The following is a 24214-nucleotide window of genomic DNA, read 5'->3' on the forward strand; positions in this document are numbered from 1 at the left end:
GATTCAAAATTGAATCGCTTTTTTATTTTCCTTTTTCATATTTATAGCATCTAGAAGGCGTAACGTTGCGGCCCTCCTCTTCTAATTTCCTCGTTTGCGTAGCTTTCAAACTTCTTGAAGTTTTCCCTGAATGCATTGGTCAACTTAAAGGCCATCTTGTAGTAAGCCTCGTCATTGTTCCAGGTAGTTCTTGGGCTCAACACTTCGGTTGGCACTCCAGGACAGCTTCTTGGTTGTGCAACCCCAAACACCGAGTGGATGTGATAATCGTCATATGAATACAATCCTAAATCACCGTTCAATACGGCATTGATCATCGCCCTAGTGTATTTCAATTTCATTCTGGTTCCAACACCGTAAGGACCTCCAGTCCAACCTGTGTTTACCAACCAAACGTTCACACCTGTTTCTTTCATTTTTTTGCTCAACATTTCAGCATACTTGGTTGGGTGCAAGGGCATAAAAGGCGCTCCAAAACAAGCTGAGAAAGAAGGCTGTGGTTCCAAAACCCCAGCTTCGGTACCTGCCACTTTAGCTGTATAACCCGAGATAAAATGATAAGCAGCTTGAGCAGGAGTCAATTTTGAAATAGGAGGCAATACCCCAAAGGCATCGGCTGTCAAGAAGAAAATGTTCTTAGGATTTTTCCCTATAGAAGGTTCTTGAATGTTATTGATATGTTGAATAGGATAACTTACACGTGTATTTTGTGTAATGGAAGTATTGGAAAAATCAACCACCCCATTATCATCCAAAATCACATTTTCAAGGATCGCTCCTTTTGTAATAGCTTTGAAAATATCTGGTTCATTTTCTTCGCATAGGTTAATAACCTTGGCATAACATCCACCTTCAAAGTTGAACACCGTATTTTCATTGGTCCAACCGTGCTCGTCATCTCCAATCAATTTTCTGTTTGGATCTGCCGAAAGGGTTGTTTTTCCAGTTCCAGACAATCCAAAGAAAATTGCCGTGTCACCTTCTTCACCAACATTGGCACTACAGTGCATTGGCAAAGTGTTCTTGTAAACTGGCAAAATAAAGTTCAATGCAGAGAAGATTCCCTTTTTGATTTCTCCAGTGTATCCGGTACCACCAATTAGAGCCACTTTCCTGGTAAAATCCAAAATTGCGAAGTTGTGTTGGCGGGTTCCATCCACTTCAGGATTAGCCATAAAACCTGGGGCATTTACAATGGTCCATTCTGCTTCAAAACCTTCCAATTCCTCCTCAGTAGGACGCAAAAACATGTTATAGGCAAACATGTTGCTCCAAGGATATTCATTGATCACACGAATGTTCAATCGGTAGTTATCATCGGCGCAGGCATAACTGTCGCGCACAAAAACTTCCTTTCCTGAAAGGTATTCCGTTACTTTATTGTATAATTTTTCAAACTTGTCAGACTCAAAAGGAATATTGATATCTCCCCACCAAACTTTGTCTTTGGTAATCTCGTCTTTTACGATAAAACGGTCTTTTGGAGATCTTCCAGTAAACTCTCCTGTATTGATTGCCAACGCTCCAGAGGAAGCTTCCACTCCCTGTCCTTTGGCAATTGTAATGTTGTGTAATTCTTCTGGGGATAGTTGATACTTGACCTTAGCATTCTTGATTCCGTAGCTATCTAGCGAAATCGTTTTCGTAGTTTGGGTATTTTCTACCATAATTTTGTTTGTGTTGTTTGTCCCGCAAAATTAACAACAATATTTTAAAGTTCCATCTAAAACCTTATTTATCGGTTTTTAATTTAAAAAAGTCCCGGAACATCAAGCCCCAAGAGGCTATCAAAAGCAGCCCTCCTATTGGGGTGATAAAACCTATCGTTTTGAAGTTGAACCCTGTAAGGTCATTGGTAGCCAAGCCATAAATGGAGCCTGAAAAAAACAGGACGCCAACCATGACTAAATAGAACATTATTTTTTTGGTTTTCGGTTGAATAAATTGGGTACTTCCAACAAATAACAGCAATAAAGCATGGTACATTTGATAACGCACCCCAGTTTCAAATGTCTGCTGTGCGTCTACAGCGATTAATTCCTTTAAACCATGGGCGCCAAAGGCCCCTAAAACTATGCTAATGCCTCCCAAAAGCGATGCTGCAATCAAAATGGTTTTATTCATATATTTTAAAAATTTGGTTTTTAATGCCTTAACATTTTATTACATTCGTAACAAAATTAACTAACTATTCTCATTATGCGAAAGATTTTAGTGATTGGTTCAGGGAAATCTGCTTCTTACCTGATCAAATATTTATTGGACAAATCCGACGAAGAACAACTTTTTGTAATCGTTGGTGACGTCAACTTTACCAACGCAAAAAAACTGATCAATCATCACCCTAATGCCCAGGCCATAGTTTTGGATGTAAAGGATAAAAAGTCACGACAATCCGCCATTCAAAATACAGATATCGTCGTGTCCATGCTCCCGGCTAGAATGCATGTAGAGATTGCCAAAGACTGTATTTCTTTCAACAAAAATATGGTAACCGCTTCCTATGTTAGTGAAGAAATGCAAAATTTGGACAAAGTCGCTAAGGAAAAAGACCTCATTTTTATGAACGAAGTTGGGGTAGATCCAGGAATCGACCATATGAGTGCCATGAAGGTCATAGATCGCATAAGAGAACAAGGTGGTAAAATGTTATTATTTGAATCTTTTACAGGTGGTTTGGTAGCCCCTGAAAGTGATAACAACCTTTGGAACTATAAATTCACATGGAATCCACGCAATGTGGTTTTGGCAGGTCAAGGAGGCGCGGCCAAGTTTTTACAAGAGGGCACCTTTAAATACATTCCTTACAACCGCCTTTTTAGACGTACCGAATTTTTGGACATTGAGGGTTATGGTCGCTTTGAAGCCTATGCCAATCGTGACTCCCTAAAATACCAAAGTGTCTATGGTCTTGACGACGCCATCACACTATATAGAGGTACTATTCGTAAAGTTGGGTTTAGCAGAGCCTGGAATATTTTCGTGCAACTAGGCATGACCGATGACGAATATACTATGGACGGCAGTGAGCACATGAGCTATCGCGACTTTGTAAATGCCTTTTTGCCTTATAGTCCTACAGATTCGGTGGAACTAAAACTTCGCCACGCCCTTAAAATAGATCAGGATGACATTGTGTGGGACAAATTGGTGGAGTTGGATATCTTTAGCAGCACAAAAAAAGTTGGCTTGAAAAAAGCAACCCCAGCAGAGATTCTTCAAAAGATTTTGGAAGATAGTTGGACCTTGGGCAATGACGACAAGGACATGATTGTGATGTACCATAAGTTTGGCTACGAACTCCATGGAAAGAAACATCAAATAGATGCTACTATGGTTTGTTTGGGTGAAGACAAAACCTACACTGCCATGGCAAAAACTGTAGGACTCCCTGTAGCTATTACAACTTTGGCAGTCCTAAACGAAAAAATCACAAGGCCTGGCGTGCAAATACCAATCCATAAAGATGTGTATGGCCCCATTCTTCAAGAATTGGAACAATATGATATTGTGTTTAATGAATACGAAGTCCCTTACTTAGGTTATAATCCGTTAATTTTATAGTTTTTTTATTCAGGTAATTATTTTTTTGTGGTAATTTACGCACAAAAAAACCAACAACCTTGAATACCCTAAAACTTTACGAAGATGTTTTTACATCGATCAACCAATACGACGACTCTATTGTAAAAACCCATTTGGAAAAACACCATGAACTGGATGATTTCATTCCAGCTCATAATTCGTATTTTATCATTACCAATACCACAACTCAAACCTACCCATTCGTAGGCAAGGGGTTTCATGCCAATTTAGGATTAGATTCAGAGCGTATGAAAACAGAGGGCATAGCCTATTGGCAACAATTTATCCATCCTCAGGATCGCATCATCTGGCTATCTATGATGAATGATTTAATGGCCTTCACCCTCACTAACGTATTACCTGAAAACAGAAAACAACTCACCTATTCCTGGAATTTTAGGATTAAAACTATTTGGGGACACTTCAAAACAGTTTTTGCCCACACGCTCCCCATTGTACTGGATGATTTGGGTAAACCTGTAGTAGGGATTACCCAACACACTGTTATAGGCGAAGGCGAGCAAACCCCAATAATAGGCACCATTAAGTATCTAAATAGTGATGGCATTTATGAAACCCTATTGCATAAAAACTATTCTAGATTTTATCTTGGAACCATTTTTTCTAAAAGAGAGCTCGAGATTTCAGAATTACTATCGCAAAATCTAAGCAGTAAGGAAATTGCCCAACAGTTAAACATTAGCAACCACACGGTGGATACCCATAGACGGAACATTTTAAAGAAAACAGGATTAAAAAACACCTCATTTTTGGAAAGCTTCTTTAGAGGGCCAGATTAAAAATACTCATTCTTGAGTATTTACTTACATTTTTTGTAGGGCTATTTTTGCAATTCTAACCAAAAATAGTTTTTATGAAAATTACTACTTGTTTATTTTCCATTCTGTTACTTCCAAGCTGTTTGCTTGGACAGAATAGTTTTATTGAGCACAAAATTAACCAACCACTAACCTTTATTGAAGATGTAAGGAGTGCCGATTTGGACAATGATGGAGATATTGATATTGCTGCCATCTCTTCCTTTGACAACTCTTTTGTTTGGTACGAAAATGACGGTGATGAAAACTTCACATCCCATTTTACACAATTATCTTCGATTAACGATTATGAAGGGAAGTTAAGCTTACATGACCTAGATGACGATGGAGATATAGATATTATTATGAGTAGAAACTCAAATTCAGTAGAATGGATGATGAATGACGGCTCGGGGAATTTCGGCACACCAATAAGCATTTCATCAGCTTCAATTAGTGGTGAAAAGCTTTATATAGTGGACATGGATAATGATGATGACCAAGATATCCTTTACGGCAACAATCTTTTATTGAATGACGGAAATGAAAATTTCACCTTAAATGTCCTAAGTGTTATTACCTCTTCAATTGGCAATGCCTCTACAACGATTGTAGATTTTGATCAAGACGGTCTACTTGATTTACTTGCCACAGAGAGGTATAATGGTATTGCCTGGTATAAACAAGAGACAGACGGTACTTTTACCGAAAACTGGATTATAGAAAACCCTACAACATATTATGTTGAAAGCATAGCGGGAGACATTGATGACGATGGAGATATGGATGTGATTGTAACTTACACTACTTCAACTTCCGGAGGTGGAACCGCTATTAAAGTTTTACACAATTCAGGAGACGATATTATATTTACCACCACTAACCTTTACGAACCGGGAGAGGTCCATAACCTTTTATTGGTAGACATTGACGAAGATGATGATCTTGATTTAATCACTAGAATTACCGATACTTACGAAGGAGAAGAAACGGGGATTCGATTGTTTTTAAACACCACTGGATCTTTTGATACCTCCTTCAACAGAAAATTACCCAACAGCAACAAATGGTCTGACAATTGGGGAAGTGGAGGCGAAACCTTTCATTTAAGTGATGTCAATTCTGACGGTAAACTGGACATTGTTAGCGCTAAAAGGAATTTTGGAAGAATCACGTATTACGAAAATGAAATAGTAGATGAATCTATAGATGGAATTACATTCAGCCATAAAGAAGTATCAAATTCTGCAGGTGATGATGCTATCGGAGATATAGCACATGGCAATTTACCCCTTGCTACAGGAGATTTCAATAATGATGAGTATTTGGATGTAATTTGTGCAGCTTCGGGGGATAATCAATTAGAATTCCACAAAGGCACAGGAAACAATATTACTTTTAATAAAACCAGCATTCTCAATAATGATCTTAATTTTGTTAAGGCTGTAAACTTGAATGGCGATGAAAATCTTGACATTGTTTGGTCCTCACAAACACTGAATACAGATTCTACCTATTCCATATTTGTAGGCGCACTCTTTGGCAATGGAAATGGAACATTTACTACCAATTCCATTTACACCTATCAAGCAGGGTCATCTTTCTCTCTAAACATTAATGTTACTGATGTTGATAATGATGAAGATCTTGATATCTTGATTCTTAAGAATGATGAGATTATTTTAGCAGTTAATGATGGTATTGGTTCTTTTACCACATCAACGGCCTACACTATTTCAAATAATGTAATTGTTTCTGGTTTCCCAACCGAATTAATCGATATTGATGGAGATACTTTAATAGACATTCCGGTGACACGTTCTATGGGAGGAACATATACAAGCACAGCCTATGCCTACTTAAAAGGTAATGGAAGCACATTTACACTTCAAAATAATTTCGCCAATTTAAGTGGAAACGAAATACAGTCTTACTCTTCTAGTGTTATGATTGCCAATGACATTGATAGTGATGGTGACATAGACTTCATTAGCAATGGCGCTTCACTGATAAACAATGGTGCCGACTTATATGAAGTTAGAACTGACATTATAGGGGATCCTTTTAGTGTAGGAACAAAAACGAACTTAAAAATTGCAGATATAGATAATGATGGAGACAAAGATATTATTGCATTATATAACAATGTAATCCTATTTGAGAATGACAATATGACTTTCACGTCCACCACAATTTCTGAAGGCACAAATGATCATTCATTTGAATTTGAAGTACTGGATTTTGATAATGACGGGGATCTTGACATCCTATACAGTTCCGTTTTTGCACATAAAATTGCCTGGATAGAAAACAACACTGAAACCTTATCGATTGAAGACAACACTGAGAAAGATACTTTGGAGCTATTGTACTATCCAAACCCTGTAAAGGACGCTCTTACATTAAAGAGCAACATTTTGTTCGACAACTATAAAGTATTGGATTATTCAGGAAAACTTGTAAAAAAAGGAGAAGTAAAAAACTCTCAACTATCACTTTCTAACCTTACACCTGGCCTATATCTTATCCAATTATATAATGAAGGCAACATTACAACCTTAAAAATTGTAAAAGAGTAAATCAACCATAACCAACCATAAAATGGGCCAGATGGTCCATTTTTAAACAAAAGACCGCAAAGAAATTTCTCTGCGGTCTTTTATGTTTTCTTATTTCTGTATCTTTATGTTCCAAAAAAACATCTTTTGAAAGTCGTCAATCAAAATATCCAAATAGACGGTATCGATAAAAAGATCCTCAGGGCACTTATGGAAGATGCCCGAACTCCCATTTTGGAAATTGCCAGACAAGTAGGCATTTCTGGGGCAGCCATCCACCAGCGTTTACGTAAATTGGAAAAGTCTGGATTGATTGCCGGCTCCAAATTCATTATCAATCCTAAAATTTTAGGATATACCACCATGGCCTTTATTGGGATTTATCTGGATAAAGCCGTTAGCAATCCCGAAGCCGTAAAACAACTAAAAAAAATACCAGAGGTCATCGAGTGCCACTACACCACCGGAAACTGGAGTATTTTCATTAAAGTCCTTTGTAAGGACAACGAGCACCTTATGCACCTTCTGAATAAAGACATTCAATCCATTTCTGGGGTTTCCAGAACCGAAACCTTTATTTCCTTGGCACAGCAAATTGATAGACAGATCAATGTGTAGTTTGTCTGCCCTCAGATTCAAGCATTACAAAAACAACAAACATTTCATAAAAGAAAGAGAGCCCTTGATTAAGGGCTCTCTTTTTATAATTGTTGACACGAATTCTTTAGTCTCTAGACATTAAGATACGCAATACATACCAAAACAATAACATTAGGGAGGCAAACAAGCCCAAGGCTGCAGGAATGTAATCGTCTGGAGTGTATTTATTTACCAAATTGGATGTTTGGTATAAAATGGTACCTCCCGCCAATAGGCACATACCCACAGAAAACCATAGGCCCAAATTGAATCCGAAAATAGCGCCGGCTATAATTAAACCAAGGGCTATAAAAAAGCCAATGGTCAAACCTGTTCTCAAAAAGGAGAAATCTTTTTTGGTCAAGAAAACCACAGCCGACAACCCTGTGAACAATGATAAGGTAACAATAGCCGCTTGATTAAGTAATTCAGGCCCCGATTGGGTAAAATTGATGGCCATATAAATCAATGGCACAAAAATAAGGGCCTCTGCCAGGATATAAATTCCAAAAGCAAGGTATTGCATATTTTTATCCTCAGAACGCATCGCGGTGCTTTCAGCATAATTAGCCACTAACATAAAGCCTCCTAATAACAAGAGCCATTTAAAGCCATCCATCATAGAAAACATAAAGTTGACAACAGCATCACTTTGCAATAAAAGGTATTCAAAAAGAATAAAGGCCAATACACCCCCTGCTACATGGGTATAGGTCTTTTTGTAAAACTCAACACGGTCGGTTTCTGCCAGTTGGTTCAACAAGAATTTGGGTTGAACATTCTGTTCCATAAAATATAAGTTAGTTTATTGGTTTAGATTTTGAAAGTAGCAAAAAAAAGTCAGATGTAACCATCTGACTTTTAATTTTTATAAGATTGTCCCTACTAATCACGGCCACCAAATACCTGCATAGCCCAGTACAATAAGGAAGCTAAAGCACCAATAGCAGCTACCAAATAGGTGCGCGCCGCCCATTTTAAGGCATCTTCAGAACCTGCATACTCCTCTGGAGTGAGCATGTGTTTGTTTTTCAACCATGCCAAAGCTCTGTTGCTGGCATCATATTCTACTGGTAGGGTAATAAAGCTAAAAAGCGTTGCAGCTCCCATAAATACCAAGCCCAATATGGCTATCCAAAAGCCCATTCCAACACCAGCCGCGGCACCTAATACCAAGCCTCCTATCACTAGCCATTGCGACATGCCCGAAGTGACACTTACCACCGGTACCAAAGCCGAACGCATTTGCAAGGCTTTATATGCTTGGGCATGTTGTACCGCATGTCCACATTCGTGAGCTGCCACGGCAGCCGCGGCGGCATTACGTTGACTGTACACCGCTTCACTTAGGTTCACCGTTTTATTCTTTGGATTGTAATGATCTGTCAACTGTCCTCTGGTAGAAATCACCTGAACATCTGTAATGCCATTATCGGCCAACATTTTTTCGGCAATTTCCTTTCCACTCATGCCATTTCTTAAATGAACTTTTGAGTACAGTTTAAATTTCTGTTTTAATTGACTACTTACCAACCAGCTTACCAGTGCAATACCACCAATTAGCAAGTAATACCCCATATATCCGCCCATAGTTTTTGAGTTTAAAATTTGTTCTATAAAGATAACAAAAAGCAGGCCATTTTATGGTAAGGAAATTTTGTCAGTTACTCACATAATCTGACGGCCAGCCGAAAGATTCTGCAATACCATCATATACAATTTCACCTTTGACAATGTTCAATCCTTTAGACAATGAAACATCCTGTTTACAAGCTTCTTCCCAACCCATATCAGCCAATTTCAACACATAGGGCAAAGTAACATTAGTGAGTGCCATAGTAGAGGTGTAAGGCACAGCTCCCGGCATATTGGCCACACAGTAATGCACAATATCGTCTATAATAAAAGTTGGATTCTCATGAGTGGTCGGTTTGGTGGTTTCTATACAACCGCCTTGGTCTACCGCCACATCAATTAACACCGTACCAGGACGCATGTCCTTCAACATGTCCCTTGTAATCAATTTAGGTGCTTTTCCTCCTTTTATCAGAACCCCTCCAATAATCAAGTCATGGGTTTTGATGTGTTTTTTAATATTGTAGACACTTGAAAATTCAGTCACCACATGATTGGGCATGATGTCATTTACATAGCGCAAACGTTTCATATTAATATCCATAATGGTAACATGGGCTCCCAAACCTGCCGCCATTTTAGCAGCCTGTACCCCAACTACGCCGGCTCCCAGCACCAACACCTTGCCTGGAGGCACCCCAGGCACACCACCTAGCAACACGCCTCTTCCTTTTATAGGTTTTTCCAAATACTTTGCCCCCTGCTGAATGGCCATTCTTCCGGCAACTTCAGACATTGGAGTCAACAATGGCAAGGAGCCATCTTCATCTTCTACGGTTTCATAGGCAATACATACCGCTTCGCTTTTGAGCATCGCCAAAGTCAGTTGTTCACTGGAAGCAAAATGGAAATAGGTAAAGATAATTTGATTAGGCCTTACCAAAGGATATTCCGAAGCAATGGGCTCCTTTACCTTTACAATCATATCGCTTGACGCATATACTTCTTCAATGGTATCCAAGATAATGGCACCCACTTCCAAATAATCTTCATCAAAAAATCCACTTCCTTCGCCGGCAGTGGATTGCACATAAACTGTATGGTTTCTATTGATTAATTCAAACACACCGGCGGGGGTCATGCCCACCCTACTTTCGTTGTTTTTAATTTCTTTTGGAACGCCAATTTTCATGGTATCGAAGGTTTTAAGGTTATGATGGACTTAAAGATACAAGGAATCTACGAAAGCATATAAATGAAAATCAGGTTTTTGGGATTTTTATAGAATCCTCAAAAAGTGCATTCCATTTAAAGGATTTTTTAATTGAAAAGGAATACCATTTTTATCAGTTCGTCATTTCGAGTGATTGGTTAGGATGCCAATCACAAACAATTGTATCGAGAAAAAGAACTGAAACTAGTAAATGTTCTCTATACAAAATTCTTTTCAAGAATTTCACTCGAACTGACGGTTAGGAATACTTCAAAAAAAGTTCTCGATACTGATTTCTTGCAGAAATCCACTCGAACTGACGGTTAGGATGCTAAAAAAAAAAGAGGCTCCGATACGAAATCGAAGCCTCTCAACTATATCACATTAGGCCAATTAACCTACAATGTTCACAATCTTTCCAGGTACAATAATGACTTTTTTAGGGGTACGTCCTTGCAACTGCTCTTGGGTTTTCTCATGAGCCATCACCGTTTTCTCGATGTCCTCTTTACTCATATCTAAAGGCAACTCAAGCGTAAAACGCATTTTACCGTTAAAGGAAATAGGGTAGTTTTTACTGCTTTCCACCAAGTGCTTTTCATCAAACACAGGGAAGGCGGCAGTAGAAATACTTCCTTCATTACCCAATTGGCTCCAAAGTTCCTCAGCAATATGTGGTGCATAAGGAGAAATCAATACCAATAACGGTTCCAACACTTCTTTACTAGTACATTTTTGGGCAGTCAACTCATTTACGGCAATCATAAAGGTAGACACGGAAGTGTTGAATGAGAAATTCTCAATATCCTCTTCTACCTTTTTAATGGTTTTATGAAGGGTCTTTAAGTTGTCCTTGGTGGCTTCGCTATCGGTTACTTTTAGAGCATCGTTCTCTAAGAACAATTTCCAAAGTTTCTTTAAGAAACCATGCACACCTGTAATTCCCGCCGTATTCCAAGGTTTGGCCTGCTCCAATGGCCCTAGGAACATTTCATACAAACGTAAACTGTCCGCTCCATACTCCTCACAGATATTGTCTGGATTCACAACGTTGTATTTGGATTTTGACATTTTTTCAACCTCGCGGCCTACTTTATATACCCCATCTTCCAATACAAACTCTGCGTCCTTAAATTCCTCTCTCCAATTTTTGAATGCTTCTACGTCCAATTCATCTGAAGCATTTACAAAAGATACATCCGTATGGATTGGCTGTACTTTTTGCCCTTCAATTAATCCTTTTGACAAGAATTTATTTTCACCTTCAACTCTATAAACAAAAGCCGAAGTTCCCAAAATCATTCCTTGGTTGATCAACTTTTTAAATGGTTCTTCAACCCCTACATACCCACGATCCTTAAGGAACTTGGTCCAGAAACGGGCATACAACAAGTGCCCTGTGGCGTGCTCGCTTCCACCAATATATAGGTCGACGTTTTCCCAATATTTTAAAGCATCTTCACTTGCAAAGGCTTCACCGCGTTTGGCGGCTTCTTCCATATAGCGGAAGAAATACCAAGAACTCCCAGCCCATCCTGGCATGGTGTTCAATTCCAAAGGAAATACCGTCGTGTTGTTTATGTTCTCGTTGCTAACCACTGTATTGGTTTCGGTACACCACGCCCAAACATCGGCACGGCCCAATGGCGGCTCCCCTGTTTCGGTTGGCAAGTACTTTTCAACTTCCGGCAAGGTGATTGGCAAATGTGCATGATCAATCATTTGTGGCATGCCATTCACATAATACACTGGGAAAGGCTCACCCCAATAACGCTGACGGCTAAATACCGCATCGCGCAAACGGTAATTGGTTTTTCCATTACCTTGACCAAGGGCCTCCAATTGTTCGATGACCTTTTTGGTAGCGTCTTTATAATTCAATCCGTTTAGGAAATCGCTGTTGGCAATGATGGTAGCTTCCTTATCTGCAAAAGCCTCCTCGGAAATATCCACCCCTTCAAAAATATTAGGAATGGCAATATTGAAATGCTTCGCAAAATCATAATCGCGCTGATCTCCACAAGGCACGGCCATTACCGCCCCTGTTCCGTAGCTGGCCAATACATAATCGCCAATCCAAATTGGAATAGGTTCTTTACTGAACGGGTGCTCTGCATAAGCCCCGGTAAACACTCCAGAAATGGTCTTCACATCGGCCATACGCTCACGTTCACTACGCTTTGCAGTCGCTTCAATGTAAGCATTTACCACTTCTTTTTGATCATCGGTTACGATTTTTGACACCAAGTCGTGCTCTGGTGCCAAGGTCATAAAGCTCACCCCAAAAATGGTATCAGGACGTGTAGTGAACACTTCGATCACCTCATCATGATCATTCACATTAAAGGTGACGCGAGCTCCAACCGACTTCCCAATCCAGTTGCGTTGACTTTCTTTTAGCGAATCCGTCCAATCGATGATTTCCAAACCTTGTAGCAAACGCTCTGCAAAGGCAGAAATACGCATGCTCCATTGGGTCATTTTTTTACGTACTACAGGATGCCCCCCACGTTCGGACACACCATTTACAATTTCGTCATTTGCCAAAACCGTACCCAAAGCAGGACACCAGTTAACTTCGGTTTCTGCCAAATAGGTCAAACGGTATTGCAAAAGGATTTCCTGTTGTTTTTCAGAAGAGAATTGATTCCATTCCTCTGCTGAAAACGCTTCTATAGTATCATCGCATGCCGCATTGATATTGGCGTTCCCTTCCGTAGCAAATTTTGCCACAAGAGTATCTATATGCTCTGCTTTGTTGTTGTCATAATTGTACCAAGACTCAAACAATTGGATAAAGATCCATTGTGTCCATTTGTAATATTCTGGATTGCTGGTACGTACTTCACGAGACCAATCGAATGAAAAGCCAATTTTATCCAACTGCCTTCTATAGGTCGCAATATTGGTTTCGGTAGTGATGGCAGGATGCTGTCCTGTTTGGATGGCGTACTGCTCTGCCGGCAAACCAAAGCTATCGTACCCTTGTGGGTGCAATACATTAAAACCCTTATGACGTTTGTAACGCGCATAAATATCGGAAGCAATATACCCTAGTGGGTGCCCAACATGCAGCCCCGCACCACTTGGGTAAGGGAACATGTCCAATACGTAGTATTTGGGTTTATCGCTGTTGTTTTCGGCTTTAAAGGTTTGGTTCTTTGCCCAGTAGTCTTGCCACTTTTTCTCAATTGTATTGAAGTTGTATGTCATACCTATAATATTCTATTTTTAGTTCCCCCATTCATTTTCTTTGCTTGTCCAAAGAAAACGAATCAAAAGAAAGGACACTTTTGCGAGGAATTTTTCCCAATGTCAAACAGACATTGAAAAAACCCTTGTCAAAACTTCGCGTTCCGCTTTGCTTCACTATATTCGAAGTTTTGCCAACACATTCTGCGCAAAAGGTTTCGATGCTTTGCATCGATTTGGTTTTAAAAGCGCAAATTTAAGGTTAATATAACAATGTTGAAAGTTTAAACGTTGTAAACCTAAGGGGTATAGAATTCTTTTATATTTTTACGTCGCTAACAAGATTACATATGAGCTCTTCTTTTGACAGATACCAAAAGCGCAAGTTAATTTCATCCTATTTTTCAGTGGTCATCAGTATTGCACTGGTACTGTTTTTATTAGGTTGTTTGGGCCTTTTGGTGTTGAATGCCAAAAAGGTGGCAGACCACTTTAAGGAGCAGGTAGTATTGACTATTTATTTGAACGATTCTGCCAAGGAAGTGGAGGTGAACCAACTTGAAAAGAGCCTTTCCATGGCCGATTACACCAAATCCATCACCTACGTTTCCAAAGAAGAAGCTGCCGAACTCATGAAAGCAGAGACCGGTGAGGACTTTATGGATTTTGTGGGCTACAACCCTTTGCAGAACTCCATCGACGTCTACCTAAAGGCCGATTATGTTACCAACGCCACCTTAGATGAAATTACCGAAGAACTCTCTACCAAAGCTTTTATTGAAGAAATCCGTTACGACAACGACTTGGTAGAGCTCATGAACGATAACCTTAAGAAAATCACTTTTTGGGTGTTGGTCATTAGCGGACTGTTTACCCTCATTGCGGTATTATTGATCAACAGTTCTATAAGGCTGGCAGTATACTCCAAGCGTTTTATCATCAAGACCATGCAAATGGTTGGGGCTACCAAACGCTTTATTAGAAGACCTTTTGTGTTGAAAAATGTTCAGTTGGGCATTATTGGCTCTATCGTTGCTCTGGCAGGAATGGCCGTAGTATTGCATTACCTCAACAAAACTTTCCCTGAACTAGGCCTTTTAGGGCAACCGGTATTGATTGCCGCCTTGTTTGCGGCCGTGTTCCTGATGGGAATTTTAATTACTTGGATCAGTACTTTTATTGCCACCCAACGTTTCTTGAACCTGAAAACAGACCAGTTGTATTATTAAACAACTTAAGGCAGAACACCACACATTATGCATTGTACCCTTTGTGACAGCCAGCTCAACCAAAAGGCCGATGCCTATTATTTTATCTGCCATACCTGTGGAGCCTATGTAATGGACAAGGCCCACTACTTTACGGCCGAACAAGAAAAAGCCCATTACGAGTCCCATAACAACGATGTCAACGACCTTGGCTACCAAAACTTTACATCCCCAATTACCAATGCCATATTGGAAGCTCAAACACCTGAGCATTTAGGCTTGGACTATGGCTGTGGCAGTGGTCCCGTAATCACCAAAATGCTTCAGGAACAACAGCATCAAGTACACTTGTTCGATCCTTATTTTTATCCTGATCCAGCTTACAAAAATCACCGTTACGATTATATTTTTAGCTGTGAAGTCTTTGAACACTTTTACAATCCCAAACAGGAGATTGCCCAATTGCTAGCCCTTTTACAACCCGAAGGCCGTTTGTATATCATGACGCATTTGTACCAAGGCCATCAGGACTTCAGCACCTGGTATTACCGCAAGGATGCCACCCATGTATTTATCTACACCGAACAAACCATGAGGTATATTGCAGAAAAATTCAACTTGGTTATTGAGAGTTTAGGAGAACGAATGACGGTGTTTAAGAGAGATAATGTAAAAGAGAGTCATTCATAATAAAGGCCAGAAATAACTATCTTTTGCATGGATTAAAACTATTACTATAAGTTCTTATCATTTAAGATTAAATCAAAAAATTATAGAAAGATTTAACACCCATCATCGCAACTGTACACACTCTGAGATATACTACCTTTATTTACCAATCCTCCTTACCTTTATTTCTTTTTTTCACTAGAAAAATAATGGCAAAAATAATTGTTAAGCAAATCATTATTATCTGCAAATAAAAATAATCATCCTTTTTATCTAAATATTGAATAACAAGGAGAATTACAATAGGAATATATACAATATATTTTTTCAAACTATTACCATTCATTGTTTAAACTATTTAAAATCAACCAGTCTTCAAAGTCACAAACAAGACTGTAAAACCTAGGAAAACATAAGGTACTTCACTCTTCATAAAATCACATCGCTTTTGAAACTCAAATATAACAACCTCAACCTATTTATTTTACTTCAATAGAAAACGCAGGAACAAAGGTGTCTTTTCGGCCATCCCAAAATGTCATTCTACTCCATTTATCAGTTCCAAAGGCAGACCTCATAAAGGTCAATTGTTCTGTACTACAAGCACTATAGGCGATACTGCTGTCATTATAACTGTTGTTTTGCAATAAAGTGCCCTCATCATCTGCAAGACCCATCCATTCAATACCTACAAACACACCTTCCTCAGGAAAGATCATATGATAGGTCTTTAAATCCAAAACCACATCTCCCCTTTCCCCCTTAGCAAGAGCAACAGTGATATCTTGATAAGCATTGATCCTCTTACCTGGGGTATTGCTCTCATTGGTATAGAAATTAATCTTTAACACGGCCGTTTTATCCTCACTTCTTCTTCTAACTTTAAACTTAAAGGCAGTCATTTCGAGATTACTTAAGTGTTGGTTATTTTGGACAAACGTTACTATTTCAATCCCTCTTTGTGCTGAACAAAAGGCACTTCTCTTTCGTACAAACTCATGCCCCATCCACACAGCTTCTTCTTTTCGTTGGGTAATAACTACTTCTGGCAAATCATTAAGCAATTCTTCCAATACAACGTCTACATTGCTATGCTCCCAAGTCACCTTTTGTGTACCAAATCCTAAATGCGAAATCAACAAAACATCAATATCCTTATCAGGTGCAATCAAAGCCAAGCCCTTTTCGTTGGCATACATCCCCCCAACAATGGAATCCTGTTTTAAAAAAGTGATTGTAGCATAAGGGATAATCTCCCCGTTATCGGTTTTTATGGCTACTTGCTGGGCAAAGCCTATTACCGTGTTCAAAAGGAACAAGGCTAATAAAAATGGTTTAGTGATATTCATGATGGTTGGTTATAAGATAATGGTTATTCGATAGGAACAATTCTATTTAATTTCCCCCACTTATAAAATGTATTTTCTTACAATTAACTCCAAATTAACTACTCTTGTTAAGAAAATCCCAATTCAAAAAAAAACATATTTCCAATGGATCATCTATGTAAATCACTTACTCTTCAAATCCCAAATGATTATCGCAGCTCCCTCCAAATTTACAGCTCCTTAACGCGAAAGTTTTAAATAAAACCGTTACTTTGCACTTGCCTAAAGTGCCTTGTAGTACTAAGGCCATTGTCCAGGTTGTTGGCAATGCAATTTGTTTCAAAGAATTTTACAGCATATGGGAGCACAAAAGCAAAAAGAAACCAGCAAACAAGACTTTCTTTTCGGGAAGAAAAACTACCAGTTCATGCTTATTGGCTTGGCCTGTATTGGCCTTGGATTTATACTAATGGCTGGAGGCGGTAGTGACGACCCTAATGTATTCAACCCTGATATTTTCAATTTCAGACGCATCCGTGTGGCCCCTACCCTCATCTTGATTGGCTTCGCGATTGAGATCTATGCCATCTTGCTCAACCCGTATAAAGCGCCAAAATCCAACAACTAGTTAAGGCCTTCGCCGTTCTGTTTGACATCCCATTATTGATATTTATACCGCATGGACATTATCGACGCCATCATCCTTGGAATTGTACAAGGGCTTACCGAATTTTTACCCGTATCCTCTAGTGGCCACCTCGAGTTGGGAAAAGCCATTTTGGGAGACAGCTCCATTCCTCAAGAAAGTTTAATGTTTACCGTGGTATTGCATTTTGCCACCGCCCTAAGCACCATCGTCGTGTTTAGAAAAGATATTTTGAGCCTATTGGAGGGTATTTTTAAGTTCCAATGGAATGAAGACCTTCAGTTTGCCTCCAAGATTGCCCTATCCATGATTCCCGCTGTCATCATCGGGGTGTTTTTTGAATCGGAGTTAGAAGAACTTTTTGGCGGTAACATCCTCTTGGTTGGCTGTATGCTATTGGTAACTGCCGCCCTATTGTTTTTGGCAGACCGCGCCAAAAACACCAACAAACCAGTAAGTTTTAGCAATGCCTTTGTTATTGGTATATCGCAGGCCGTTGCCATGTTGCCCGGTATTTCGCGTTCTGGAGCGACTATTTCCACATCGGTACTGTTGGGGAACGACAAAACCAAAGCGGCCCGTTTTTCATTTTTAATGGTGGTGCCCCTTATCTTTGGAAAGATTGCCAAAGATATCCTTGGCGGCGAATTGAGCTACGAAAGCTCCAACTTTACCGCTCTTAGCATTGGCTTTGTAGCGGCCTTTGTGGCGGGACTTTTTGCCTGTACCTGGATGATTGCCTTGGTGAAGAAAAGCAAACTTTCCTATTTCTCGGTGTACTGTGCCATTGTGGGCCTAATTGCCATTGTGGTAGCCTTAATGTAATTTGATTTTGTGATGATGACTGCTGAAGATTTTAAAGACGGACAAGTATTATTAATAGACAAACCCCTTACCTGGACCTCCTTTCAAGTGGTGAACAAACTGCGTTGGGAAATCAGGCATGCCCATAATATTAAAAAAATAAAGGTAGGCCACGCCGGAACTTTAGACCCTTTGGCCTCCGGGCTTTTGGTAATCTGTACCGGAAAAATGACCAAGCAAATTGACACCTTTCAGGCGCAGATAAAGGAATATACCGGTACCATAGTGTTGGGAAGCACCACGCCTTCCTACGATTTGGAAACCGACATTGATGCCACCTATCCAACCAGCCATATCACCGAAGCGCTGATCCACGAAACCACCAAAACCTTTTTGGGAGATATCGAGCAATACCCACCTGTATTTTCGGCCATAAAAAAAGACGGGAAACGTTTGTATGAATTTGCCAGAGCTGGTGAAGAGGTAGAAATAAAACCAAGAACCATTAATATTTCTGAATTTGAAATCACCCGTATTGGGGAGAACGAAGTCGATTTTAGGGTGGTGTGCAGCAAAGGAACTTACATTCGTTCCTTGGCGCACGATTTTGGGAAAGCCTTGAACTCTGGAGGACACCTCTCGGTGTTGCGCCGTACCAAGATTGGCGATTTTGATGTGGCCAATGCCCTCACCCCAGAAAATTTTATAAAGACCCTAGTTTCGGAATAGTTTTTGTGTAAGGGTTTTCATAATTAATCAACCTCTATGAAGCCATACCTTTTTGCCTTAACTCTACTTGTAAGCGTATCGACCTTTGCCCAAGGAGGGCTCAAAAACAAAGGTGTTTTCTACAAATTTTCCTTAGCCGCTACCCTTAGGACCAATTCAGACTACGTAGTAACCCGAGACGACGGCAACACCCTTATCCAACTTAACGGGCTATTCATTAACAACTCTTTGGGCTATCAGTTTGACAGGCGTGCCAGTGTGGCCCTAAACGTAGAGTACGACCATTACTTTAAACAGAGTTTCAACTTTATGCCGGTGTATGCCACCTTCCGTTACAATGTACTGGATTTTGACGACCGATTGTTCCTTCGTGCAGGTTATGGAAAACTCTTCGACATGGGCGCACATTTTGAAAACGGCACCATGTACAAGGCCGGTATAGGCATACAGACCTTTGATGCCAATTATAGAAATTCCTGGCTGTTCGGACTGGATTTTAGCCGAAAACGCTTTGGCTACAGACAGGAAGAGAAACTTTCCAGTGTAGCCATTTTCATCGAATTTATGCTCTTTTAATCCATTTTAGTTAAATTAACGTATATATTTATGCACTCAAGTCGCAAATTTGGAATTCATAGAGAAACATAAAGCCTTAATTATCACCACGCTCATCACGGGAATTGTGGTCATGATGCTCTTTAGCTTTCACATAACCAAGCAACAGGCCACCATAGCCGAAAGCTATTATGAAATGGAACCGCCTACCCCGGAGGAAATCGAAGAACTCAAGGAACTGGAAGCTTTAGAAGAAGCCTTGGGCAAAACTACCAATCAGGCTTTTAATGAAGACCAAGAGTTTAAGGACATGATGAAAAACTTCAAGTCCATGAACGCCAACGATTTTGAAAAAACCACCCAACAATTGGAGGAAGCCGCCCCAGACATGGAAGCCAATGATGTAGTGACCTCCAGCAATACCTTTAACGGCTCTGGCAACTATAGTGTAAACCAAGACGAATTGGAACGCTATAAAAAGGCCAAGGACATGTTGGCCATGAAAACGGCAGACAAGAGTGAGAAAAATGCCAATAACAACCCTTTAAGTACCCTAACCTATTCCCTAAAAGGTCGTGAACTACTGAGTAACGAAACCCCGCGTTACCTGTGTGAGGAAAGCGGTAAAATTGTGGTGAATATTACGGTGAACAACACAGGCGAAGTAACCGATGCCTACATTAACAAATCCTCAACTTCCACCAACCAATGCCTTTTGGACCACGCTTTGGAATACGCAAAATCGGCACAGTTTGATAATGGCAATCTCTCAAGCCAATTGGGGTCCATTACCTTTTATTTTAAGGGGAAGTGATCAACTGAATCTCAGTATCTTAACATTCTTTACCATTTCGGAAATTACTCCCGATAAGCCATCACTCGCAGTGATTGTTCTGTATGAAAATGCAGAACCATAGTATCGAGAAGCCTTTATATACCACCCAATAGTTCTCGATACACCATCTGCCTTGCCGATGGCACTCGAACTGACGTTGCTCATGCTGGCTAAGTGTCATTCTCTGTAACTATTAGGCTCCACCTCACTTCGGGTGATTGTTCTGCACAGCAATGCAGGACAATAGTAACGAGAAGTATTTACCTATCACGCCATTGTTCTCGATACACCATCCGCCTTGCNAGTATCGAGAAGTATTTACCTATCACGCCATTGTTCTCGATACACCATCCGCCTTGCCGATGGCACTCGAACTGACGGTGCTCATGTTGGCAAAGTGTTATTCTCTGTAACTATTAGGCTCCACGTCACTTCGAGTGATTGTTCTGCATGGTAATGCAGAACAATAGTATTGAGAAGTGTTTTACAGCCCCTACCTATCCAGCAAACTCAAAACACTCCACCTCCTTAATTAATCACCTGACCTGGTATCACTTACAAAAAATATTTCACATTTGCAATAGGGTGACGTCTTATGACTGCTTATGACGTCTTATGACCGTTTATGACTACTCTTGACGCTTAATGACTGCTCAACCCATTTTTATAGGGGGTTTGTTCGAGGATGGTTCGAGGTTTCTTCGAGGATGGCTCGAGGCTATTTGGGCAGGAGGCACCCCTCCCCGAACAAAGGCCGAAGCAAGCCCTAATCACAGTGTACACAAGGGCTTGCAAACTACATACAACCCTAAAACTGTCTTTCCTTGAAAGCGAAGGTATATTTGTAGCGCTATGATTACAAATTGAAAGTAAAAACGCTAGGGATATGGTGGAAAAGTGTATATTTAGGGGAGATGAAAAAACAGCAAACCATAAATAGTAACTAATTTTTATATTATTTAATACACCAACCGAAAACCATGAAATACCCAAGTAAACTTATCTCAGTAGTATTATGCTTAATGTTCTTTTTTTCTTGTGCGGAATCAGAAACAATTTCCAATGAACAATATTTAAAAAAATTGTCAAACACACTTATTGAAACATTAAACAAGGAAGGCATAAAAACAGACTTCACTAAAGAGTCCATTAAAGATGTTGAAGCTTGGCTCGGAAACCAAGAAAAGAAGACGCAAAAAGAACTAATCAACCAAGTCGGAGCCTATTTAGGAGAAAGTATTATAAAATCATATGGTGGAAATTGGGAAAACCAAAGTGGAAATTGGGGAATTAAACTAAGTGATAACAACTATGTATACCCTATTGGAAAAGTTTACAAATTTGTTTACGATGGACCAGAAGACTCATTTTATTCTTTATTCACACTGATTCCAATAGTTTTTAAAATGGATATGGAGAAACAATTATGACACAATACTAAATAGCCTAAACATTTTAATGAAATTAAGTCCTAAAACCGATGGAAAATGGATCAACGTAAGCCCGTTTAAACCATTCCGAGACATCGATATCATTGTTTTCACAGATGATGAGATAGTATATTTCGTTTTGGAAAGCAATGAATATTCATTATTCCTAAAAGAAAAAAAGATCGAAACCTATTCTGAAAAAATAGCCAAAGTAGACTTCCAATTCATAAACCCAAATTGCATACGTTTCTTTAGAAAAGGAACGAAACATACAGTGGTCAACCTTTTGCCAACTAAAACTGATGACGTAGTCAACCATTTGCCAACTAAAATTGAAGACAAAATATTTGAACAAGATTATGTGAGGTTACTTCCTACGGAAGCAAAAATTTCGGAAAACAGAATACAACTTATGAAATACAGATTTGAAAGCGACAAAGGAAAAATGGTTATTGAATTCAATAAAATATTAGATCAACCCGAAGGCCTTGAAATGTTAAAGGAAACAGACTATACCGGAAGGAAAATGTTTTTGGAAAAAATAGATGAAACACTATTGATTGCCATATATTTTGGCACCACAAAAATATCACTAATCCCCATTAAGGAAATCGATGAAGATAAAGTTATTCTATATGGCCTTCCCGAAGCCCCCTTTGAAGCCATAGCTAAAAGAATTATTTGACAACGCTATATAACATCCTGCTGGTCGCATCGCTTTTGCAAAAGTCTTAAAACAAAAATGGAAGACATATTAATTGATACCGAAAAAGAAAAGCTAAACGTGACGTTTATACACGATTTTATTTCCAATGCCTATTGGGGAAAAGGACGAACCCTAGAACAAACCCAAAAGAGTATAGACAATTCTTTAAATTTTGGAGTCTATAGTAATGGTAAACAGATTGGCTTCGCTAGAATAGTGACAGACTTTACCATTTTCGCCTATGTCATGGATGTTTTTATTACTGAAAAAGAAAGAGGCAAAGGATATTCCAAAAAATTAATGGATTGCATCATAAATTATCCAACCTTGAAACATGTTGAAAACTGGAAGTTAGCCACCACTGATGCGCATGGTCTCTATGAAAAGTATGGTTTCAAAAAAATTGAAAATAATGAGAAATTAATGGAACGAAAGCTAAGAAATATTGTCAACAATACAATGTAAAACAAATGGTGCTACTTATGTTAACGCTACCTTTGATATAAATATTTAAACCAACCATTCACCTCTTTCGGATAAGATCCAATCATAGTGATTTAAAAAAACAACCACCATAAAAGAGCTATTTGAACATTATAACCCTATTCAAAAATTACATTTATAATTGATCCTTATGAAAAGACTATTGCCCCTATGCTTTCTGATAATTACCCACTTTATATATGCCCAAGAAGAGATAGACTATGAGTATAGAAATGAAATGTACAGTAAGTCCTTAACCGAATTAAAGCTTATAAGAAATGAGTTTTACGCTAAGGCAGGTTACATATTTAACAACCAAGAACTAAGGGAACACTTTAGCCAATTCAGTTGGTACAGGGGCACCAAGACTATTGAAGAAATTTCGTTAACAGCAGATGAGGAAGCCAAAGTGAATTTTATAAAAGAAGTAGAAAACGCAAAGAAATTAAATAAAAAGCGACTTGAAATTCTCAATCTACTACCCGAAATACCTAATGCATCAATGGCCTATTGGAGATGGCCAAAACAGGAAAGAATTGCTTACGTGATAAATTGCGAAAATGTTGGTTACTTAATAAATGACAATTCAGGGATGATGCAGAAGCGATTTATTGATGACAATCACCTATTTGTACAGGTAGTTGATGGGAGTTGGCAGTTGTTCGAAATTCCAATTGACAATACCAAGTCTTTAATCCTAACTCAAGACTCCGCTGGAGATAGTGAAATAATGAACTTTTACGAATACAGCCATATGGACATCACTCCTTTAGATATGACAACCGTGTTCCCCATCAATTGGGAGCAAAACTTCTTACCTGAAGGAGCACATTGCGATTTTGATGAATTCCCATTGCTATTGGACTTCGAGATAAAAGATGATTTGATAGTTGTCTCAACCTGGTATGAAGACGAATGCCAATTAAAAAAAGAATTAACCTTTAAATTGAATAAGGAAAAAGTAATATACGAATTGTTCAATTAAAGGAGATTAAAGTGTTTAAGTTCGTTTATATCTAAATTGTAACTACAGAAAACTTCAGTTTCATTCTAGTCTAAATTTTATTCACTAACATAGATACCAAACCAACCAAATAACAGAAATATAGATACTTTTATGAAGTCTTTTAGATTTATTAATTAAGTGCACGGTGTACTTTTAGTTGAATACACTTATTTTTTTCCTCATAAAAAAGCCCCATTACTTATGCTTTTAGTAACTTTATACAAGTACGGCCATA

At 39.0% G+C, this 24214-nt stretch carries 23 protein-coding genes; 15 read left to right on the forward strand and 8 right to left on the reverse strand.

Annotated features, from left to right (window positions below):
- Nucleotides 1-50 precede the first annotated feature (50 nt).
- Nucleotides 51-1667 carry a phosphoenolpyruvate carboxykinase (ATP) gene (gene pckA, locus AC6I5C_RS00325; RefSeq protein WP_497903410.1) on the reverse strand — a complete coding sequence of 539 codons (1617 nt, stop codon included), beginning with the start codon at nucleotides 1665-1667 and terminating at the stop codon, nucleotides 51-53.
- A 64-nt stretch (nucleotides 1668-1731) separates the two neighbouring features.
- Nucleotides 1732-2124: a DUF423 domain-containing protein gene (locus AC6I5C_RS00330; protein ID WP_497903411.1), complete on the reverse strand. Its 393-nt coding sequence runs from the start codon at nucleotides 2122-2124 to the stop codon at nucleotides 1732-1734.
- 75 nt (nucleotides 2125-2199) lie between these two features.
- Here AC6I5C_RS00330 and AC6I5C_RS00335 point away from each other — a divergent pair, with 75 nt between their 5' ends.
- The 4 genes from AC6I5C_RS00335 to AC6I5C_RS00350 all read left to right on the forward strand — a co-directional run bounded on the left by AC6I5C_RS00335 (nucleotide 2200) and on the right by AC6I5C_RS00350 (nucleotide 7579).
- Nucleotides 2200-3564 carry a saccharopine dehydrogenase family protein gene (locus tag AC6I5C_RS00335; RefSeq protein ID WP_497903412.1) on the forward strand — a complete coding sequence of 455 codons (1365 nt, stop codon included), beginning with the start codon at nucleotides 2200-2202 and terminating at the stop codon, nucleotides 3562-3564.
- A gap of 59 nt (nucleotides 3565-3623) precedes the next feature.
- Nucleotides 3624-4385, forward strand: a complete 762-nt coding sequence (locus AC6I5C_RS00340) for a LuxR C-terminal-related transcriptional regulator (protein WP_497903413.1) — start codon at nucleotides 3624-3626, stop codon at nucleotides 4383-4385.
- A gap of 74 nt (nucleotides 4386-4459) precedes the next feature.
- Complete coding sequence (locus AC6I5C_RS00345; RefSeq protein WP_497903414.1) at nucleotides 4460-6982, forward strand: T9SS type A sorting domain-containing protein; 2523 nt, start codon at nucleotides 4460-4462, stop codon at nucleotides 6980-6982.
- A 126-nt stretch (nucleotides 6983-7108) separates the two neighbouring features.
- Nucleotides 7109-7579 carry an Lrp/AsnC ligand binding domain-containing protein gene (locus AC6I5C_RS00350; protein ID WP_076662958.1) on the forward strand — a complete coding sequence of 157 codons (471 nt, stop codon included), beginning with the start codon at nucleotides 7109-7111 and terminating at the stop codon, nucleotides 7577-7579.
- A gap of 106 nt (nucleotides 7580-7685) precedes the next feature.
- Here the strand turns inward: AC6I5C_RS00350 and AC6I5C_RS00355 are convergent, their stop codons facing one another.
- From AC6I5C_RS00355 to leuS, 4 genes are all read right to left on the reverse strand, one after another.
- Entirely contained in the window at nucleotides 7686-8390 is a 705-nt protein-coding gene (locus tag AC6I5C_RS00355) for a Bax inhibitor-1/YccA family protein (RefSeq protein WP_497903415.1), read from the reverse strand.
- A gap of 95 nt (nucleotides 8391-8485) precedes the next feature.
- Nucleotides 8486-9190: a zinc metallopeptidase gene (locus AC6I5C_RS00360; protein ID WP_497903416.1), complete on the reverse strand. Its 705-nt coding sequence runs from the start codon at nucleotides 9188-9190 to the stop codon at nucleotides 8486-8488.
- 70 nt (nucleotides 9191-9260) lie between these two features.
- Nucleotides 9261-10367: an alanine dehydrogenase gene (ald, locus tag AC6I5C_RS00365; RefSeq protein ID WP_497903417.1), complete on the reverse strand. Its 1107-nt coding sequence runs from the start codon at nucleotides 10365-10367 to the stop codon at nucleotides 9261-9263.
- A 414-nt stretch (nucleotides 10368-10781) separates the two neighbouring features.
- Nucleotides 10782-13601 carry a leucine--tRNA ligase gene (leuS, locus tag AC6I5C_RS00370; protein WP_497903418.1) on the reverse strand — a complete coding sequence of 940 codons (2820 nt, stop codon included), beginning with the start codon at nucleotides 13599-13601 and terminating at the stop codon, nucleotides 10782-10784.
- Nucleotides 13602-13930: 329 nt separating this feature from the next.
- Between leuS and AC6I5C_RS00375 the strand changes: the two genes are divergently transcribed.
- Both AC6I5C_RS00375 and AC6I5C_RS00380 read left to right on the forward strand, forming a co-directional pair.
- Nucleotides 13931-14809 (forward strand): cell division protein FtsX, encoded by an 879-nt coding sequence (locus AC6I5C_RS00375; protein ID WP_497903419.1) that lies wholly within the window; start codon nucleotides 13931-13933, stop codon nucleotides 14807-14809.
- A gap of 27 nt (nucleotides 14810-14836) precedes the next feature.
- Nucleotides 14837-15478 (forward strand): class I SAM-dependent methyltransferase, encoded by a 642-nt coding sequence (locus AC6I5C_RS00380; RefSeq protein ID WP_497903420.1) that lies wholly within the window; start codon nucleotides 14837-14839, stop codon nucleotides 15476-15478.
- 458 nt (nucleotides 15479-15936) lie between these two features.
- On the opposite strand, the gene AC6I5C_RS00385 is transcribed toward AC6I5C_RS00380, so the two are convergent.
- A complete protein-coding gene (locus AC6I5C_RS00385) occupies nucleotides 15937-16806 on the reverse strand; it encodes a hypothetical protein (RefSeq protein ID WP_497903421.1) in 870 nt (289 codons plus the stop codon).
- A gap of 337 nt (nucleotides 16807-17143) precedes the next feature.
- On the opposite strand from AC6I5C_RS00385, the gene AC6I5C_RS00390 reads away from it, so the two are divergent.
- Genes AC6I5C_RS00390 through AC6I5C_RS00410 form a run of 5 tightly spaced genes read left to right on the forward strand, consistent with a single transcriptional unit; the run spans nucleotide 17144 to nucleotide 20333 of the window.
- Nucleotides 17144-17413, forward strand: coding sequence for a DUF3098 domain-containing protein (locus AC6I5C_RS00390; RefSeq protein ID WP_497903422.1), 270 nt, complete (start codon nucleotides 17144-17146; stop codon nucleotides 17411-17413).
- A gap of 51 nt (nucleotides 17414-17464) precedes the next feature.
- The gene (locus AC6I5C_RS00395) at nucleotides 17465-18256 is read left to right on the forward strand and encodes an undecaprenyl-diphosphate phosphatase (RefSeq protein ID WP_307901223.1); all 792 of its coding nucleotides are present in this window, start codon (nucleotides 17465-17467) and stop codon (nucleotides 18254-18256) included.
- A 15-nt stretch (nucleotides 18257-18271) separates the two neighbouring features.
- Nucleotides 18272-18964 (forward strand): tRNA pseudouridine(55) synthase TruB, encoded by a 693-nt coding sequence (gene truB, locus AC6I5C_RS00400; RefSeq protein ID WP_497903952.1) that lies wholly within the window; start codon nucleotides 18272-18274, stop codon nucleotides 18962-18964.
- Between the two features lie 36 nt (nucleotides 18965-19000).
- Nucleotides 19001-19540 (forward strand): hypothetical protein, encoded by a 540-nt coding sequence (locus AC6I5C_RS00405; protein ID WP_497903423.1) that lies wholly within the window; start codon nucleotides 19001-19003, stop codon nucleotides 19538-19540.
- 49 nt (nucleotides 19541-19589) lie between these two features.
- Nucleotides 19590-20333, forward strand: coding sequence for an energy transducer TonB family protein (locus AC6I5C_RS00410; protein WP_497903424.1), 744 nt, complete (start codon nucleotides 19590-19592; stop codon nucleotides 20331-20333).
- On the opposite strand, the gene AC6I5C_RS00415 is transcribed toward AC6I5C_RS00410, so the two are convergent.
- Nucleotides 20334-20519, reverse strand: a complete 186-nt coding sequence (locus tag AC6I5C_RS00415) for a hypothetical protein (RefSeq protein WP_497903425.1) — start codon at nucleotides 20517-20519, stop codon at nucleotides 20334-20336. It abuts the gene before it with no gap.
- Between the two features lie 815 nt (nucleotides 20520-21334).
- On the opposite strand from AC6I5C_RS00415, the gene AC6I5C_RS00420 reads away from it, so the two are divergent.
- The 4 genes from AC6I5C_RS00420 to AC6I5C_RS00435 all read left to right on the forward strand — a co-directional run bounded on the left by AC6I5C_RS00420 (nucleotide 21335) and on the right by AC6I5C_RS00435 (nucleotide 23958).
- Nucleotides 21335-21784, forward strand: coding sequence for a hypothetical protein (locus AC6I5C_RS00420; protein WP_497903426.1), 450 nt, complete (start codon nucleotides 21335-21337; stop codon nucleotides 21782-21784).
- Nucleotides 21785-21812: 28 nt separating this feature from the next.
- Nucleotides 21813-22469, forward strand: coding sequence for a hypothetical protein (locus tag AC6I5C_RS00425; RefSeq protein ID WP_497903427.1), 657 nt, complete (start codon nucleotides 21813-21815; stop codon nucleotides 22467-22469).
- Nucleotides 22470-22526: 57 nt separating this feature from the next.
- Nucleotides 22527-22955 (forward strand): GNAT family N-acetyltransferase, encoded by a 429-nt coding sequence (locus AC6I5C_RS00430; protein ID WP_497903428.1) that lies wholly within the window; start codon nucleotides 22527-22529, stop codon nucleotides 22953-22955.
- A 169-nt stretch (nucleotides 22956-23124) separates the two neighbouring features.
- Nucleotides 23125-23958 (forward strand): YARHG domain-containing protein, encoded by an 834-nt coding sequence (locus tag AC6I5C_RS00435; protein WP_497903429.1) that lies wholly within the window; start codon nucleotides 23125-23127, stop codon nucleotides 23956-23958.
- Nucleotides 23959-24214 lie beyond the last annotated feature (256 nt).

It is taken from the genome of Mangrovimonas sp. sgz306409 (genome assembly GCF_059735265.1).

Excerpts from the sequence above, each read along its gene's own strand:
- pckA (WP_497903410.1), bottom strand. The coding sequence starts at position 1,667 with ATGGTAGAAAATACCCAAACTACGAAAACGATTTCGCTAGATAGCTAC.
- AC6I5C_RS00330 (WP_497903411.1), bottom strand. The coding sequence starts at position 2,124 with ATGAATAAAACCATTTTGATTGCAGCATCGCTTTTGGGAGGCATTAGC.
- AC6I5C_RS00335 (WP_497903412.1), top strand. The coding sequence starts at position 2,200 with ATGCGAAAGATTTTAGTGATTGGTTCAGGGAAATCTGCTTCTTACCTG.
- AC6I5C_RS00345 (WP_497903414.1), top strand. The coding sequence starts at position 4,460 with ATGAAAATTACTACTTGTTTATTTTCCATTCTGTTACTTCCAAGCTGT.
- AC6I5C_RS00355 (WP_497903415.1), bottom strand. The coding sequence starts at position 8,390 with ATGGAACAGAATGTTCAACCCAAATTCTTGTTGAACCAACTGGCAGAA.
- AC6I5C_RS00360 (WP_497903416.1), bottom strand. The coding sequence starts at position 9,190 with ATGGGCGGATATATGGGGTATTACTTGCTAATTGGTGGTATTGCACTG.
- ald (WP_497903417.1), bottom strand. The coding sequence starts at position 10,367 with ATGAAAATTGGCGTTCCAAAAGAAATTAAAAACAACGAAAGTAGGGTG.
- leuS (WP_497903418.1), bottom strand. The coding sequence starts at position 13,601 with ATGACATACAACTTCAATACAATTGAGAAAAAGTGGCAAGACTACTGG.
- AC6I5C_RS00375 (WP_497903419.1), top strand. The coding sequence starts at position 13,931 with ATGAGCTCTTCTTTTGACAGATACCAAAAGCGCAAGTTAATTTCATCC.
- AC6I5C_RS00380 (WP_497903420.1), top strand. The coding sequence starts at position 14,837 with ATGCATTGTACCCTTTGTGACAGCCAGCTCAACCAAAAGGCCGATGCC.
- AC6I5C_RS00385 (WP_497903421.1), bottom strand. The coding sequence starts at position 16,806 with ATGAATATCACTAAACCATTTTTATTAGCCTTGTTCCTTTTGAACACG.
- AC6I5C_RS00390 (WP_497903422.1), top strand. The coding sequence starts at position 17,144 with ATGGGAGCACAAAAGCAAAAAGAAACCAGCAAACAAGACTTTCTTTTC.
- AC6I5C_RS00395 (WP_307901223.1), top strand. The coding sequence starts at position 17,465 with ATGGACATTATCGACGCCATCATCCTTGGAATTGTACAAGGGCTTACC.
- truB (WP_497903952.1), top strand. The coding sequence starts at position 18,272 with ATGACTGCTGAAGATTTTAAAGACGGACAAGTATTATTAATAGACAAA.
- AC6I5C_RS00405 (WP_497903423.1), top strand. The coding sequence starts at position 19,001 with ATGAAGCCATACCTTTTTGCCTTAACTCTACTTGTAAGCGTATCGACC.
- AC6I5C_RS00415 (WP_497903425.1), bottom strand. The coding sequence starts at position 20,519 with ATGAGCAACGTCAGTTCGAGTGCCATCGGCAAGGCAGATGGTGTATCG.
- AC6I5C_RS00420 (WP_497903426.1), top strand. The coding sequence starts at position 21,335 with ATGAAATACCCAAGTAAACTTATCTCAGTAGTATTATGCTTAATGTTC.
- AC6I5C_RS00425 (WP_497903427.1), top strand. The coding sequence starts at position 21,813 with ATGAAATTAAGTCCTAAAACCGATGGAAAATGGATCAACGTAAGCCCG.
- AC6I5C_RS00430 (WP_497903428.1), top strand. The coding sequence starts at position 22,527 with ATGGAAGACATATTAATTGATACCGAAAAAGAAAAGCTAAACGTGACG.
- AC6I5C_RS00435 (WP_497903429.1), top strand. The coding sequence starts at position 23,125 with ATGAAAAGACTATTGCCCCTATGCTTTCTGATAATTACCCACTTTATA.